Origin of the sequence: Haemophilus sp. HMSC71H05, assembly GCF_001838635.1 — a bacterium.
Taxonomy (GTDB): domain Bacteria; phylum Pseudomonadota; class Gammaproteobacteria; order Enterobacterales; family Pasteurellaceae; genus Haemophilus_D; species Haemophilus_D parainfluenzae_R.
The window spans coordinates 58,561-75,107 of record NZ_KV838023.1 but is presented as its reverse complement, the minus strand read 5'-3'; the positions used below and the strand labels follow the sequence as shown (position 1 = coordinate 75,107).

Sequence of the window (16,547 nt, the reverse complement as noted above, 5' to 3'; positions counted from 1 at the left end):
ACTACCTAGGCACTAAAACAGGGCGTTATTAAACTATATTTCCGCCTTGGCTGGCAAGGTTTTTGACGTAAAAATAGGTTGTACCAGCCCTATTTAAACAGAATGATTCTTTTATCCTTCAAATTAACAAAGAGGTTTAGATAAATGCGGGCAAAAAGAACAATTTCAACATCTACCGCACTTTTTAAAAATATTTTTTCAATGCCCTTGTTTTTACTGAACATCCCCCTCATTTTTTTGTCTGATTGAACACTTATTCAGTCATTTATTTTTACTTGGAGAACTCTATGAAGAAAAGAAATTTTGTATTAACCGGTATAGCATTAGGTTTAAGCGTGTTTGCAACCTCTTTATCCGCTCAAGCGGCTATTCCCAATGAGATTGTCGAACAAGGTAGCCTTGCGCCAATGTTAGAAAAAGCACAAGCAGCAGTTGTGACCCTTTCTGTTGAAGGCAAAGCAAAAGCAAACAGCCGCTCAGCATCACCTGATGATATTCCAGAAGAATTTAAATTTTTCTTTGGTGATCAATTTGGCGAACAATTTGGTGGAGATCGTGGTGCATCACGCAACTTCCGAGGTTTAGGTTCTGGCGTGATCATCAATGCAGATAAAGGCTATGTTTTAACTAACAATCACGTGGTAGATGGTGCGGATAAAATCACCGTAAAATTGCAAGACGGACGTGAGTTCAAAGCAAAACTCGTTGGAAAAGATGAACAATCTGATATCGCTTTAGTACAACTCGAAAAACCAACAAATCTCACCGCGATCAAAATGGCTGACTCCGATAAATTACGTGTCGGTGATTTTACCGTTGCTATTGGTAACCCATTTGGTTTAGGTCAAACTGTAACCTCTGGTATCGTTTCAGCACTTGGTCGCTCTACTGGTTCTGATAGCGGTGCTTATGAAAACTATATCCAAACGGATGCTGCGGTAAACCGTGGTAACTCTGGTGGTGCATTATTGAATTTACAAGGTGAATTAATCGGTATTAATACGGCTATTATTTCTCCAAGTGGCGGTAATGCAGGGATTGCCTTTGCAATTCCAAGCAACCAAGCCAATAATCTCGTTCAACAAATCTTAGAATTTGGTGAAGTTCGCCGTGGTTTACTCGGTATTAAAGGTGGCGAATTAAATGCTGATTTAGCAAAAGCCTTTAATGTTAGTGCGCAACAAGGTGCATTTGTGAGTGAAGTCATTCCAAATTCTGCTGCAGAAAAAGCCGGCTTAAAAGCGGGTGATGTGATTACCGCAATGAATGGTCAAAAAATTTCAAGCTTCGCCGAAATGCGTGCAAAAATCGCAACTTCTGGTGCGGGTAAAGAAATTGAACTCACTTATTTACGTGATGGCAAAACTGATAACGTAAAAGTGACCTTACAAGCAGACGATGGCTCTCAAACGGCAAGTAAAACAGAACTTCCTGCACTAGATGGTGCAACCTTAAACAACTACGATGCAAAAGGTGTTAAAGGTGTAGAAATTAGTAAAGTACAGCCAAATTCAATGGCGTCACAACGCGGTTTAAAATCGGGTGATATAATCATCGGCATCAACCGTCAGCCAATTGAAAGCACGCAAGACTTACGCAAAGCGCTAGATGAAAAACCATCTGCTGTTGCACTCAATATCTTACGTGGTAAAAACAACTTCTACTTATTAGTGCAATAAAATAAAAAAGAGCGGTTAATTTGACCGCTCTTTTTCTTTATTCAGATATCATAAACTGCTCTCTCAATTGATGAAGTTGATCACGTACAGCAGCGGCTTTTTCAAATTCGAGATCTTGAGCAAATTTATACATTTGTTGTTCCAATTTTTTAATTTGTTGTTGGAATTCTTTGGCTGATTTAGGCGCATTGTAAAGTGCGGTCGGTTCAGCAGCTGTTTTTCCACGCTGTTTCGATTTGGCTTTTTGATTTGCACCTTGACCAATATCTAACAACTCGCCCACTTTCTTATTCAATGCCTGTGGAACAATGCCGTGCTCTTCATTGTATTTCATTTGTTTTTCACGACGGCGATTCGTTTCGGTAATGGCTTTTTCCATAGATTTAGTAATACTATCAGCATACAAAATTGCTTTACCATTCAAGTTTCGAGCGGCACGACCGATGGTTTGAATTAAGGAACGCTCAGAACGCAAGAAACCTTCTTTATCCGCATCTAAAATGGCGACAAGAGAAACTTCTGGAATATCCAAGCCCTCACGTAACAAGTTGATACCAACCAACACATCGAATTCACCTAAACGTAAATCACGAATAATCTCTACACGCTCAACAGTATCAATATCTGAGTGCAGATAACGCACACGAATGCCGTGTTCATCTAGGTAATCCGTTAAATCTTCCGCCATTTTCTTCGTCAGCGTCGTCACTAAAACACGCTCATTTTTGTCAGCTCTTTGACGCGCTTCAGACAGTAAATCATCAACTTGAATCGACACAGGTCGAATTTCAATTTGTGGATCGAGTAAGCCCGTTGGACGTACCACCTGATCGACAATTTCAGTGCCTGATTTTTCCAACTCATAAGGGCCTGGAGTCGCTGAAACGTAAATCGTCTGCGGCGCTAAACGTTCAAACTCTTCAAAGCGTAATGGACGGTTATCCAATGCAGAAGGCAAACGGAAACCATATTCCACTAAGGTTTCTTTACGAGAACGGTCACCACGATACATCCCGCCAATTTGCGGCACAGTCACGTGTGATTCATCAATAATCAAAATCGCATCAGATGGCATATAATCAAATAATGTCGGAGGCGGTTCGCCTTCATTTCTGCCAGAAAGATAGCGTGAATAGTTTTCGATGCCTGAGCAATAGCCAAGCTCATTCATCATCTCAATGTCAAATTGCGTACGTTGGGTTATGCGCTGCTCTTCCAGTAATTTATGTTCCTTGATGAAATATTCACGGCGTTGCACAAGCTCCGCTTTGATTTTTTCAATGGCATCTAAAATACGCTCTCTTGGTGTCACGTAGTGGGTTTTTGGATACACCGTAAAACGCGGAACAGCGCCAAAACTAGTACCCGTTAAAGGATCAAATAAACTTAAGCGTTCAATTTCATCATCAAATAATTCAATTCTTACCGCACGATCATCTGATTCAGCAGGAAAAATATCAATCACTTCGCCCCGCACTCGGAATGTACCACGCTGAAAGGCTTGATCGTTTCTTGTATATTGCAATTCCGCTAACTTCGCTAAAATCTGACGTTGATCGATAATGGCACCTTGCTGTAAATGCAACATCATTTGTAAATAGCTATCAGGGTCTCCCAAACCATAAATCGCAGATACAGATGCCACTACGATAGTATCTCGACGCTCCAAAAATGACTTCGTAGCTGAAAGACGCATCTGTTCAATCTGATCATTAATAGAAGCATCTTTTTCGATAAAGGTATCACTACTCGGTACATAAGCTTCCGGCTGATAATAATCATAGTATGAGACGAAATATTCCACCGCGTTTTCAGGAAAGAATGCTTTCATTTCTGCATAAAGCTGAGCGGCAAGCGTTTTATTTGGGGCAAGCAACATTGCTGGACGGTTTAACGTCGCAATAACATTTGCAATGGTAAAGGTTTTACCCGATCCCGTTACCCCGAGAAGGGTTTGATGCGCCAAACCATCCTCTAAATTTTCGACTAATTTTTCGATCGCTTGGGGTTGATCACCGGAAGGTTTAAAATCGGAATGAAGAATAAAAGGCTTAGTATTAATTTTCTCTGCCATAAGTGCGGTCAATTTTTTTACTGTTTTAGAAGTGTGGCTATTTTAGCACATTTATTACTCCAAATTGAGCGATAAAAATCCAAGTTTTACACACACTTAGGCGTGTCAAGTCTTAAACACTTCAAAATTGAAAAATATTTTATTTTTTTTACTGGACTTTATATAACATATTGATATTTAAACAAATATCAACGAATGGCTAATAGATGAACAATTTGAGACAAAGCCAGTCTGCACCAGTGGTTGACCATTTTAAACAAAAACAATCCACAAAGTTATCCACAGGCTTTGTGGATAGCAAAAACGGTAAATTTTTTTGTCATTTTTTTCATTTTGAGTATTGACAAGCGACAGGTCGCTCATTAAAATGCGCGCCTATTCTTTGTGATACCAAATTTATTCCTCCTTAGTTCAGTCGGTAGAACGGTGGACTGTTAATCCATATGTCGCAGGTTCGAGTCCCGCAGGAGGAGCCAAATTTCTCTTTTGGTTTAGCTTTCGTTTGTCTCCTTTTACGAATCCTAAATTTGTAGCCAAAAGAATTTAAGCCCATCGTGTTGATGGGCTTTATTTTTATCTAATCAATGCTTATTTGATGAATTATCAGGCTAATTTAATGATGAACGATCATCCATTAAGTTATCGCATTCCCAGCCAATATAGTCGCCTGAAAACTCCATAGCGAGTTTTTCAAAGCGCTCTACCCACTCGAAGATCTCATTACTGTCTAATGAAAGCTCTTGCTCCAATTTCACCATGAAATAAGGCTGCTCATCTTCTTCCGTCTGGATGGCTTGGCTTGAATATTTCAGCGTACTAAAAGACACTTTTCCAAGCGTTAGTTCATCCATAAAGGGAAACATTTTTTCTTCTTCATCAAAATGGAAAGTATGCTCAATCAAATAAGTATCACTTAAATTACGCCCTTTGCTATTCAGCATACTCAAAATCTCTTCCGTCGCATTTAATTTCATTTCCAATGGAGAAGCCAATAAGAAATCGAAATAGGTATCCCAATTGGGATCATCCTGCACATTGATTTCTGAGACAAAATCAAGCTGCTGAAGCGTTTCTTTAAGCAAAGCATCGTGTTCACAATAAAAATGCATTTTTGCCTGATGGTTGCAAATAAAGTGCCCAGCAAAGAAAACATTTGGAAGTGCGGTCAATTGTGCAAGGATTTTAAAAAGACGATTAATCAATTTTTCATATTCGTCTTCATTCGGCAAACCATCCTCATCTCCCTGATAAGGCACGGTAAATTGCACAACTTTACTAAGATGTTTACCATGGTAAACATCTAAATCTTCAATATTTGCGGTAAACACGGCAGGCATGCCATTCACTTGTGAACGGTAATTCTGCCAATTTGCCATATCCATGTTGCTTTCCTATTTAAATTCTGCCCAAATTGGTGCGTGATCGGACGGTTTTTCCATCGCACGAATATCCAATGCAATGCCAACATCAACACAACGCTCTGCTAATTGATGATTGACTAAAATATGATCGATACGTAATCCACGGTTGTCATCGAAACCTTTTGAGCGATAATCAAACCACGAGAATTTGTCATTGGCTGTTGGATTTAATTTGCGGAACGTGTCTTCCAATCCATAATCGTATAAGCGTTGATACCATTCGCGCTCTTCAGGTAAGAATGAACATTTACCGGTACGCAACCAACGTTTGCGGTTTTCATCGCCGATACCAATATCCAAATCGCTTGGACTGATATTCATATCGCCCATAATTAAAACCGGATTGGCTTTATCGTGATCTTGTTCTAAATAACGTTGAAGATCCGCATAAAATTTTTCTTTTGCCGGAAACTTCGTTTCATGAGCACGGCTTTCCCCTTGTGGGAAATAGCCATTAATTACCGTTAACAAACCAAACGGGGTTTCTAAATCTGCCATAATAATGCGTTTTTGCGCATCTTCATTATCGGTTGGAAAACCACGACGCACTGCTTTTGGTTCTTGTTTGGTTAACAGTGCTACACCATAGTGACCTTTTTGCCCGTGATGAAAAACGTGATAGCCCAGATTTTCTGTAATTGTATAAGGAAAATCCTCATCTGCTACTTTGATTTCTTGTAAACCAATCACATCCGGTTGGTATTTTTCAATAATTGCTTCAAGTTGATGAGGGCGGGCACGTAACCCATTAATATTAAAGGAGATAAATTTCATTTTTGTTCCTAATGTGAAAAATTGGATCTATTATACAAAATAATTGAAATCTTAACCGCACTTTTCCTCTGTAATGGAAGAAGTTACGCCTATTAATGTGATTACGCTTCAGTTGCAATCAAATGAATTTGCTCCTCTTTTCTCATTAAAATTTTTCCTAAAAACGCACTTTATAAATAAAACTAACTTGCTTATACTGGCGGCGCTTTTATTACTTTACTCGGATCATTTTATGAATATTTATACTTACTTGTGTTTTCTCACCACAATAGCCATTCTTATCAGTTTTATCACACGTAAACTGAACGATAATATCCAATATACCATTGCCATCACTGCCACCTCCATGGCGGGCTCGCTTTTCCTAGTGTTATTGGGATATTTTGGCTGGTTTAATTTGGATGACATTGCAATACGCGTCATCGAACGAATTAATTTTAAAGATTTCTTATTGAACGGGATTTTAGGTTTTTTACTCTTTGCCGGCGCCTTGGGCATTAAACTTCCAGTCTTAAACAATCAAAAATGGGAAATTACCACTTTCGCTTTGTTCTCAACGCTTGCTTCCACCTTTTTTATTGGTTTTCTACTTTATGGCGTAGCTTTACTTTTCGGTTGGCATATTGATTTAATTTACTGCATCTTATTTGGTGCACTCATATCGCCTGATGACCCGATTGCCGTACTTGCCATTATCAAAAACTTAAAAGCACCAAAACGCTTATCTATGCAAGTGGAAGGTGAATCACTTTTTAATGATGGTATTGGCTTAGTAATTTTCACCACGGTTTTTGCTGTCGCATTTGGCGGTCATGAACCAACAGCAAGCGGCATTCTCCATTTATTTTTTAAAGAAGCTTTAGGCGGGATTGCATTTGGATTGGTTTTAGGTCTATTCGCCCATTATCTGATTTCAGCCACCGATGATGGTTCGTTAGAAATTCTTTTGACCTTAATCGTACCCACTGCGGGCTTTATGCTTGCTAATCTCTTACATGTCTCAGGTGCATTAGCGATGGTTGTCGCCGGGATTTTAATCGGGAATTGGACAAGATACACCGGCTTTTCTCAACAAAGCCAACGCTATTTAGATCACTTTTGGGAAATGATCGATCACTTTCTCAATTCCTTACTCTTCATCTTGATCGGTTTAGCGATTTTATTGATTCATGTGTCTTGGCAAGGGTTAATCTTAATTTTCCTTGCTATTCCAGTGTGCTTAATCTGTCGCTATGCCAGCGTTTGGCTACCATTCCAAGTCATGAAACGCTACCGTAAATACAACCCTTACACCATGAAAGTACTCACTTGGGGCGCATTACGAGGCGGATTAGCACTTGCTATGGCACTTTCTATTCCAAGCGGTCAATTTTATATTGAAGGATTAGAAATGGATGTTCGTGATCTTATTTTAGGTATGACATATGCGGTAGTGGCATTCTCAATTCTCGTTCAAGGCATGACAATTGAAACCTTAATTCGTAAATCAAAAGAAGCAACCATGCGTGAACGTGGCTATACGGGTATCGGATTAGCGAAATAATCAATCACGTTTATATCTTTGGCTCAGCATTTGCTGAGCCTATTTTTGGAATCTGAGAGATGACTCCTTCACGATGCCACCACTCTCCTTCTTTAGGAGGGATAAACACATCAAATGCCTGACCTTTAAATTCAAATTGCAATCTTGCAGCATGCAAATAAGTGCGGTCAATATTTTCAGTGTTTTTACCATAAAGCGTATCGCCTAAAATCGGACTCCCTAAGCTTTTCATCGCCACACGCAATTGATGGGTTTTACCAGTTTGTGGCTTTAAGATAAATAATCGTAAATTAGGCTCACAACTTACACTTTCAAAACGCGTAATTGCGGGATTTTCTTTCGATTGGCAAAGTTTCCAAGCCCCATTACGAGCCTTTTGCATATCGCCGACAATCAATCCTTGCTTCTTTTTGGGCTTTTGATTGCTGAGTGCAAGATAAGTCTTTTGGATATGATGTTCAGAAAAAAGTCGGAAAAATTCAGCCGCACTTTCAGCATTCAATGCAAAGATGAGTAAACCTGATGTCACTTTATCTAACCGATGCACAAGCCAGACTTGTGGCACGCCAAACTGCTCAGCAAGCAAAGTGGTTAAACCAATTTCACTTTGATCTTTATGCACACTTATCCCACAAGGCTTATAAATAATGATAAAATCATCGGTCTGATAAATAATGTCTAATTTCATAAGTGCGGTCAAAAATTAATGAGTTTTGAACATATTATACTGGTTTATATTATTCCCGTGTTAATTTGGGTAGCAGTTATTTCTGTCACCTTGCGTTTACTCGTCAAAAAACAAGCGGTTTCTGCTACGTTGTCATGGCTGATGATTATCTACCTTGTGCCACTGATTGGCGTCATTGCTTATTTAATTTTTGGTGAGATTAAACTCGGTACGCGCCGAGCCAAAGCCTTTCAGTTGTTAAAACCTAAATATACCCAATGGCTTCAGCAACTGTCAGAACAAAAAGATCTGGTTACACATTCCCAGGATCCTCGTTATCGTGCTTTATTTAAACTAGTCCACCACCGCTTAGGTATTCCGAACATTCGAGGTAATGAATTACATATTCTCGACACGCCAGAAAGCATCATTCGAAGTATCATTCGTGATATTCAACAAGCACATCATTCCATTAATATGGTGTTCTATATTTGGAGCAATGATGGCATGATTAATGAAGTGAAACAAGCCTTAGAAGAAGCCGTGCAACGTGGAGTTAAAGTTTGTCTTTTACTCGATTCCGTTGGCAGTAATGCTTTTTTGAAAAGCCCTGTTTGTAAAGAAATGCGAGCAAAAGGCATTGAAATTACCGAAGCGCTACATGTAAATTTATTCCGGATGTTCTTCAGCCGAATTGATTTACGTCAACATCGTAAAATCATCATCATTGATAATCAAATTGCCTATACAGGCAGTATGAATATGGTAGACCCAAATTTCTTCAAACAAGACAGCAACGTAGGCAATTGGATAGACGTGATGGTGCGAATCAACGGTCCTGTTTCACCGATTTTAAACAGCTTACATGCTTGGGATTGGGAAATTGAAACCATGGAAGAATTACCTCTTTTATTGCCAAATTGTCCACTTGTGGAAATTGACGATAATGACACCCATTCTGTGCAAGTTATTGCGAGTGGTCCCGCATTCCCAGATGATTTAATAGCTCAATCTCTTGCAACAGTCATTTATGCTGCAAGAGAAAGTATTGTGATCACTTCACCTTACTTTGTGCCAAGTCACAATATTGCTGAAGCATTACGCATTGCCGCATTCCGAGGTGTTGATATCACGCTCATTTTACCTAAGAACAATGATTCCTTGATGGTTCGTTGGGCGAGTCGAACATTCTTTGATGATTTACTCGAAGCTGGTGTAAAAATTTATCATTTTGAAGCTGGGCTTCTCCATACAAAAAGTGTGTTAATCGATAACAAGCTTGCACTCGTTGGTACGGTAAATATGGATTTACGCAGTTTTCTGCTTAACTTTGAAATCACCATTGCCGTAGAAGATCGTAATTTTGCCAATGAAGTGGCCACACTCCATGAGAATTATTTAGCGAATTCCTCCATACTCGATATGCAAGAATGGATCAATCGTCCTTTCTATCATCGAATCATCGAGCGGTTATTTTTCTTGTTTAGTCCATTACTCTAATTTTCACAATAAATACAAAAAGGGCGTACCATATGGTACGCCCTTTCTTTTTTTCACGTTTATGCTTAACGTTTTTTCACGATAAACACTAAAGCCACTAAAACAACCGCTGTTGTCACAAATCCAGCTAAACCTGATTCTGTAAAGCCTACCACAATGTAGCCTACAGCACTTGCTGTTGCGACAGTTGCTGCATAAGGTAATTGGGTTGTGACGTGATCCATGTGGTTACATTTTGCCCCAGTTGACGACAGAATCGTTGTATCCGAAACCGGTGAACAGTGGTCGCCACACACCGCGCCTGCCATAACTGCAGACAAACAAGGAAGTAATAATTCTGGTGCTGAGTTAGTCGCCATTGCCGCAGCAATTGGTAACATAATACCAAATGTCCCCCAGCTTGTCCCTGTTGAGAATGCCATTGCTGAACCAAGAATAAATAAAATCACTGGTAAAAATTGAACTGGAATGCTGCCACTTACTAAAGAAGATAAGTATTTACCGGTTTGTGCATCACCCACCACTTTATTAATTGTCCAAGCAAAGAATAGGATTGCAATTGCACCTAACATAGATTTAATACCGGCAATCCACGCTTTTCCGTATTCTTGTAAAGAAACTTGACGCTCAAGAATAATCAATAATGTTGACATAGCAACCGCACTTGAACCCCCAACAACAAGCGAAATACCTACCGTTGTATTTTCAAATGCACCTAAGAGGCTAAATGGTTTTCCATCTGCCGCTAAGGCCTCACTACCTGTGTGAATCATCATAAAAACAGTGACGGTAATTAAGACTAAAATTGGTAAAATTAAGTTGCGAACTTTACCTTTCACACCTTCAATGACTTCTTCTTTATAATCGCGCTCCATGGCTAATTTTTCATGACGTGCCATTGACGCAATATCAAATGAGAAATAGGCCACAAAGAATACCATTAATAATGAGAAGATCGCATAGTAGTTCATTGAACTCATAGCGACGAATGCGCCCATTGGTGTATAAGAGGTAATAGAATACGTCGCCAATAAACCAGCCACGAGAGTAATAATGTATGCCCCCCAGCTTGATACTGGCATCATGACACACATTGGTGCAGCAGTAGAATCAAGAATGTACGCTAATTTTGCACGAGAAACTTTGAAACGATCAGTAACTGGACGTGCAATCGCACCTACAGCAAGACTGTGGAAGTAATCATCGATAAATGTCACAAACACTAAAGATGCCGCTAATAATTTCGCACCGCGACGACCTTTAATTTTATTTTGTGCCCATTCAGCAAACGCACGGTTGCTGCCTGACACAGTTAAAAGTGCGGTCAATACGCCAAGTAAAACTAAGAAAAACACGATATTCATATTTGAATTCATGCCTTCTTCGCTACTATAAACTAATGCCACAACATTATCTTTTAAATAAATAAGTGCATTCAATGGATTGAAATCAACCAACATTAACGCACCGACAATAATCCCAGCACTGAGGGACACCAAAACCCGACGAGTTGCAATTGCTAAAATAATCGCAAGTAATGCGGGTATAATTGAATAAATAGATGAAGAATAATCGACTAGTTCCATTAAGTTATACCTAATAATTTAATGGAGACAACGGCAAGAAAAGACACAATTATGACCAGACCGAACCGTAGCGCTCCATAGTTAATACACAAAAACTATGACAGTCACGTTCCTTTCGAAGACGTGACCAACCGAATAAGATGACGCCTATTCGATTTCGGCAATCATTCCTTTCCTTTCCCTTCAACGCTATCCACTCCAGGAAAATACTTATAATGACCGCACCTCTACTGTTGTATAGGATGAGAAAAGATTACATTAAAATGGATAAAATTACCAATAAAATCTTACACTTTCCCTAAAATCTGTTCTTTAATTTGAAATCACTTATTGAATTGTTAATTTATTGTTATACGGTTTTACGAGCAAACGATTGCAATAATATAGGAAATACGTCACTCCATAATATGGAGTATGATGAGATCAGACCAATTAATTCTTTAATTTAGGCGAATTAATATTTACCAAATATATTATTTTCGTTATTATTGTTTTCCCTAAAATAATTAAGCATTCACACACATAAAAAAGAGGACATCATGAACGAATTAACAAAAGGTTTAACTAACCTTCGTAGTTTACGCGCCGCTGTACGCGATTTAACATTAGAACAAGCTGAAAGTTCACTTTTAAAATTACAAGCTGCTGTTGAAGAAAAACGTGCTCAAGCAGCTGAAATTGAACAAGCGGAACAAGAGCGTCGTGCGCGTATTGCAAAATATAAAGAATTAATTAAACAAGAAGGTATCACGGCAGAAGAATTAACGGCAATTATTGGTATTGTGCCTTCTTCAATTCGTAAAAAACGTGAACCTCGTCCAGCAAAATACAAATATACTGATGAAACTGGTCAAGAGAGAACATGGACTGGCCAAGGTCGTACACCTCGTGTGATTCAAAAGGCCTTAGATAAAGGTGCCTCTTTAGCTTCTTTTGAAATCTAATTTCACATTAACAATGTAGAACCCATTTTTATGGGTTCTCTTTTTTTATTTATCTTGCAAGATATTCATTATGTTAGAAAAGAAAATATTACTAACCGATTGTCCTGATGATAAAGGCTTAATCGCCAAAATCACCAATATTTGTTACAAACATCAATTAAATATCCTTCACAATAATGAGTTCGTTGATTTCGAAACAAAGCATTTCTTTATGCGTACCGAATTGGAAGGAATTTTCAATGAAGAAACCTTGTTAGCTGACTTAAATTATAGTTTGCCGGCAGGGACAAATTGCCGCCTAATCAGCGCAAAACGTAAACGTATCGTGATTTTAGTGACTAAAGAAGCACACTGCTTAGGTGATATTTTAATGAAAAATTACTACGGTGCATTAGATGTAGAAATTGCAGCAGTAATTGGTAATCACGATAATTTACGTGAATTAGTTGAACGCTTTGATATTCCATTCCATTGTGTCAGCCATGAAGGGCTCACGCGTGTGGAACACGATAAATTACTTGCTGAAAAAATTGATGAATATGCGCCTGATTACATTGTATTAGCAAAATATATGCGTGTATTAAATCCAGAATTCGTGGCGCGTTATCCAAATCGCGTCATCAATATTCACCACTCATTCTTACCCGCATTTATTGGTGCAAAACCCTATCAACAAGCTTATGAGCGCGGCGTAAAAATTATTGGTGCAACAGCCCACTTTATTAATAACGAATTGGATCAAGGTCCGATCATTATGCAAAATGTGATTAACGTAGATCACACCTACTCTGCCGATGCCATGATGCGTGCAGGGCGTGATGTGGAAAAAACAGTATTAAGCCGTGCGCTTGATCTTGCCTTACATGATCGTATTTTTGTGTATAAAAATAAAACGGTGGTCTTGTAATGAAAGCTATCACCTTAGAGCCGATTTCTCGTATTGAAGGTGAAATCAACTTACCAGGTTCGAAAAGTTTATCGAACCGTGCATTATTATTAGCGGCATTAGCTAAAGGCACCACAACGGTCACAAATCTGTTAGACAGTGATGACATTCGTCATATGTTAAACGCCCTTAAAGCGTTAGGTGTGAATTACCAACTTTCTGAAGACAAAACTTGCTGCGAAGTTGAAGGCTTAGGTGGTGCATTTCAGGTTGAAAATGGCTTATCACTTTTTCTTGGCAATGCTGGCACCGCCATGCGTCCTTTAACGGCTGCGCTTTGTTTAAAAGGTAACACTGAAGGCGAAGTCATTTTGACCGGTGAGCCTCGTATGAAAGAACGCCCAATTAAACATTTGGTAGATGCACTTCTTCAAGCGGGTGCCAATGTTCGTTATTTAGAAAATGACGGTTACCCACCGCTTGCGATTCGTAATCAAGGGATTAAAGGCGGTGTAGTTAAAATTGATGGCTCAATTTCTTCTCAATTTTTGACCGCACTTTTAATGGCTGCACCGCTTGCTGAGGGTGATTTAGATATCCATATTATAGGTGATTTAGTCTCAAAACCTTATATTGATATCACCCTCGCGATGATGAAAGATTTTGGTGTTTCGGTTGAAAATCAACATTATCAAGTGTTTAAGGTGAAAGGTAACCAATCCTATCTCTCACCGGGCAAATACATGGTAGAAGGTGATGCGTCATCTGCCTCTTATTTCCTTGCTGCTGCCGCAATTAAAGGCAACGTAAAAGTGACAGGAATTGGTAAACATTCCATTCAAGGCGACCGCCTATTTGCTGATGTGCTAGAAAAAATGGGCGCAAAAATCACTTGGGGTGAAGATTTTATTCAAGCAGAACAAGCTGAGCTCCATGGCATTGATATGGATATGAACCACATTCCTGATGCAGCCATGACGATTGCCACAACCGCCTTATTTGCAAAGGGTGAAACCGTTATTCGCAACATTTATAACTGGCGAGTGAAAGAGACCGATCGCCTGTCAGCTATGGCTGCCGAGTTACGAAAAGTCGGTGCGGAAGTTGAAGAAGGTGAAGATTTTATTCGAATTCAACCGCTTGCCCTTTCTCAATTTAAACATGCCGAAATTGAGACCTATAACGATCATCGTATGGCAATGTGCTTTGCGTTGATTGCATTATCGGATACACCCGTCACGATTTTAGATCCGAAGTGTACGGCTAAAACGTTCCCAACATTCTTCGATGAATTTGAGAAATTAAGTATCCGAAACTAATTGCTAAAATAGCAAAAGGCGAACAAATTGATGTTCGCCTTTTTCTTTTTTAAAACACCGTCAAAAATGACCGCACTTTTCACTACTCTGCTGACGTTGGAATTTTATGACGAATCACCCAATAGATACTCAAAGCAAGTAAGGCACAGATTAGAATAACGAAGGATGTTGAATAGAAAATATTGCCGATACCCACTAACGGAGATACTACACCACCTAAAAAGAAAGGTGCAAAACCTAACAACGCAGATGCACTGCCTGCATATTGGCGTTCACTTTCCATAGCTAAAGAAGAAATAGCCGGGAAAGTAATACCCATTAATAACAACATCGCAAAGAAACCGATTTCAACAAATAACCAGTATGGCTGAATAATCAATACCGCAATGGTATAAAGTGCAGCAACCACAAAAGCTAATACGCCAATTGCTAAAGCCTGACGATTTGGTAATTTACCTCCAACATTTGCCCCGATAACTAACGCCGCGCCATTCGCACCAAAACATAAACTAAAGATAAATGCACTCAATCCATAGAAGCTTTGGAAAATAAATGGCGAAGCCGCAATATAGGCAAACATGGAACCAAGCAAGAAACTTTGAATTCCTACATAGCTCATAAATAAGCGATTTTTGATAATCACACCAAAAGTCAAAAAGGTGGAAAATATTGAACCTTGTAAGCGATTTTCGACACTTAAGCTTTCTTTTAGACGGAAGCTGAAAATCAAAACAATCACACCAATCAATGCAAGGAAAACAAATACACCTTTCCAACTGATGTATTCCAACAATAAACTACCAAGGATTGGTGAAATAATTGGCGCGAGTCCATTAATTGTCATTAATAAACCAAAGAAACGTGTCATTTCACGACCACGATAAAGATCTGTTGCAACCGCACGAGAAATGACAACACTTCCTGCCGAAGAAAGCCCCTGAATCACACGTAAAACAATCATCGTTTCAATATTTGGTAAAAACACAATTAAAACCGTACTGATGATATAAATGACTAATGAAATAATAAGCGTTTTTTTTCGACCAAATTTATCACTGAGTGGCCCAAGAAGTAACTGTCCTAGCGCTAAACCAATCATGGCTGTGGTAAGCGTAAGCTGTGTCATTGAGGCATTCGTTTCAAAAAAGCTCGCGAGTTGTGGCAGTGAAGGTAAATAAAGATCCACTACAAATGGTCCAAATGCAGAAAGGACGCCGAGTAATAAAACAAGAAAAAGTTTTGAATTTGCTTTCGCCATGAAAATCCTCAAGAAAAATAAAAATCGAAATAAAAATGAAAGGGCAGATTTTAACCTATATCCGTACAATTAATAAACAAAAAAGCACCGATTATTCGGTGCTTTTGCTCATTACTTCTGAATAGAAGATAAAAATTCTTTGCGAGTTTCGCGATCTTCTAAAAAGACCCCGCCATAGGCTGATGTTACAGTATAACTGTGGGTATCTTTTACCCCACGCGCTTTCACACAGAAATGTGTCGCTTTCACATAAACTGCCACATCATCAGTTTCTAAAATGGTTTGAAATGCCGTTAAAAGCTGTTCAGTTAAACGCTCTTGTACTTGTGGGCGTTGCGCAAAAAATGCCACAATGCGATTGATTTTAGACAAGCCAATCACCCAATCTTTTGGATAATAGGCGACAGCAACATTGCCATCAATTGTCACAAAATGATGTTCACAAGTACTGGTCAAGGTGATGTCATTCACCTGCACCATTTCGCTCACTTTCATTTGGTTTTTGATTTTCGTCATTTTCGGGAAATTGGCGTAGTCCATTCCACTGAAAATTTCATCAATAAACATTTTAGCTAAACGACTTGGCGTTTCTTCTAAGCTATCATCACGTAGATCTAACCCAATCAATTTCATCACTTCACGCATATGCGAAGCAATCGCCTCACGGCGCTCATCTTTACATTGAGTCGGATCAATCATTGGGGTTTCGATGCCTTTGGCTACCAAGGCTCGGCGGACATTTTCCGCATCAGGTGAAATCGCGTTCATTCACTTTCCATTTATAAAAAAATAATGCGGCATTTTAGCAAAAGATGAATTATTCGTAAAATGCGAAAAATCACCCTAATTTATTAATTTCCTTCATATTGTATTTCGGGCTACAATATATCCACTTT

Annotated in this window: 13 protein-coding genes, 1 tRNA gene and 1 riboswitch; of the genes, 7 read left to right on the top strand and 7 right to left on the bottom strand. The window is 39.0% G+C overall.

The annotated features are described in order from the left end of the window. Positions 1–287: 287 nt before the first annotated feature. Positions 288–1,679, top strand: a complete 1,392-nt coding sequence (locus HMPREF3279_RS01000; protein ID WP_070867784.1) for a DegQ family serine endoprotease — start codon at positions 288–290, stop codon at positions 1,677–1,679. A gap of 37 nt (positions 1,680–1,716) precedes the next feature. On the opposite strand, the gene uvrB is transcribed toward HMPREF3279_RS01000, so the two are convergent. Continuing rightward, positions 1,717–3,753, bottom strand: a complete 2,037-nt coding sequence (gene uvrB / locus HMPREF3279_RS00995) for an excinuclease ABC subunit UvrB (protein WP_070867783.1) — start codon at positions 3,751–3,753, stop codon at positions 1,717–1,719. A gap of 400 nt (positions 3,754–4,153) precedes the next feature. On the opposite strand from uvrB, the gene HMPREF3279_RS00990 reads away from it, so the two are divergent. Next, a tRNA-Asn gene (locus HMPREF3279_RS00990) sits at positions 4,154–4,229 on the top strand. 132 nt (positions 4,230–4,361) lie between these two features. Here the strand turns inward: HMPREF3279_RS00990 and HMPREF3279_RS00985 are convergent. After that, entirely contained in the window at positions 4,362–5,135 is a 774-nt protein-coding gene (locus HMPREF3279_RS00985; RefSeq protein WP_049365825.1) for a TIGR01619 family protein, read from the bottom strand. 9 nt (positions 5,136–5,144) lie between these two features. Beyond that, positions 5,145–5,948, bottom strand: a complete 804-nt coding sequence (gene xthA, locus HMPREF3279_RS00980; protein WP_070867782.1) for an exodeoxyribonuclease III — start codon at positions 5,946–5,948, stop codon at positions 5,145–5,147. A gap of 232 nt (positions 5,949–6,180) precedes the next feature. Between xthA and HMPREF3279_RS00975 the strand changes: the two genes are divergently transcribed. Continuing rightward, positions 6,181–7,491, top strand: coding sequence for a cation:proton antiporter (locus tag HMPREF3279_RS00975; RefSeq protein ID WP_070867781.1), 1,311 nt, complete (start codon positions 6,181–6,183; stop codon positions 7,489–7,491). 10 nt (positions 7,492–7,501) lie between these two features. Here HMPREF3279_RS00975 and HMPREF3279_RS00970 read toward each other — a convergent pair whose 3' ends face one another. Next, the gene (locus tag HMPREF3279_RS00970) at positions 7,502–8,179 is read right to left on the bottom strand and encodes a TIGR01621 family pseudouridine synthase (RefSeq protein ID WP_070867780.1); all 678 of its coding nucleotides are present in this window, start codon (positions 8,177–8,179) and stop codon (positions 7,502–7,504) included. 18 nt (positions 8,180–8,197) lie between these two features. Between HMPREF3279_RS00970 and cls the strand changes: the two genes are divergently transcribed. Continuing rightward, a complete protein-coding gene (cls, locus tag HMPREF3279_RS00965; RefSeq protein ID WP_070867779.1) occupies positions 8,198–9,658 on the top strand; it encodes a cardiolipin synthase in 1,461 nt (486 codons plus the stop codon). 65 nt (positions 9,659–9,723) lie between these two features. Here the strand turns inward: cls and HMPREF3279_RS00960 are convergent, their stop codons facing one another. Next, positions 9,724–11,244: a Na+/H+ antiporter NhaC family protein gene (locus tag HMPREF3279_RS00960; protein ID WP_049368836.1), complete on the bottom strand. Its 1,521-nt coding sequence runs from the start codon at positions 11,242–11,244 to the stop codon at positions 9,724–9,726. 60 nt (positions 11,245–11,304) lie between these two features. Continuing rightward, a riboswitch (Lysine riboswitch) is annotated at positions 11,305–11,482 on the bottom strand. A gap of 301 nt (positions 11,483–11,783) precedes the next feature. Here HMPREF3279_RS00960 and HMPREF3279_RS00955 point away from each other — a divergent pair. From HMPREF3279_RS00955 to aroA, 3 genes are all read left to right on the top strand, one after another. After that, positions 11,784–12,188, top strand: a complete 405-nt coding sequence (locus HMPREF3279_RS00955) for an H-NS family histone-like protein (protein ID WP_070867778.1) — start codon at positions 11,784–11,786, stop codon at positions 12,186–12,188. A 70-nt stretch (positions 12,189–12,258) separates the two neighbouring features. Then, positions 12,259–13,095, top strand: coding sequence for a formyltetrahydrofolate deformylase (gene purU / locus HMPREF3279_RS00950; RefSeq protein ID WP_049365819.1), 837 nt, complete (start codon positions 12,259–12,261; stop codon positions 13,093–13,095). Next, a complete protein-coding gene (aroA, locus tag HMPREF3279_RS00945; RefSeq protein WP_070867777.1) occupies positions 13,095–14,393 on the top strand; it encodes a 3-phosphoshikimate 1-carboxyvinyltransferase in 1,299 nt (432 codons plus the stop codon). The genes purU and aroA overlap by 1 nt, the downstream gene beginning before the upstream one ends. Before the next feature lie 82 nt (positions 14,394–14,475). Here aroA and HMPREF3279_RS00940 read toward each other — a convergent pair whose 3' ends face one another. Both HMPREF3279_RS00940 and folE read right to left on the bottom strand, forming a co-directional pair. Next, positions 14,476–15,651: a multidrug effflux MFS transporter gene (locus HMPREF3279_RS00940; protein ID WP_070867776.1), complete on the bottom strand. Its 1,176-nt coding sequence runs from the start codon at positions 15,649–15,651 to the stop codon at positions 14,476–14,478. Between the two features lie 111 nt (positions 15,652–15,762). Then, on the bottom strand, positions 15,763–16,419 hold the full coding sequence (folE, locus tag HMPREF3279_RS00935; protein WP_070867775.1) for a GTP cyclohydrolase I FolE: 657 nt from the start codon (positions 16,417–16,419) through the stop codon (positions 15,763–15,765). Between the last annotated feature and the right edge of the window lie 128 nt (positions 16,420–16,547).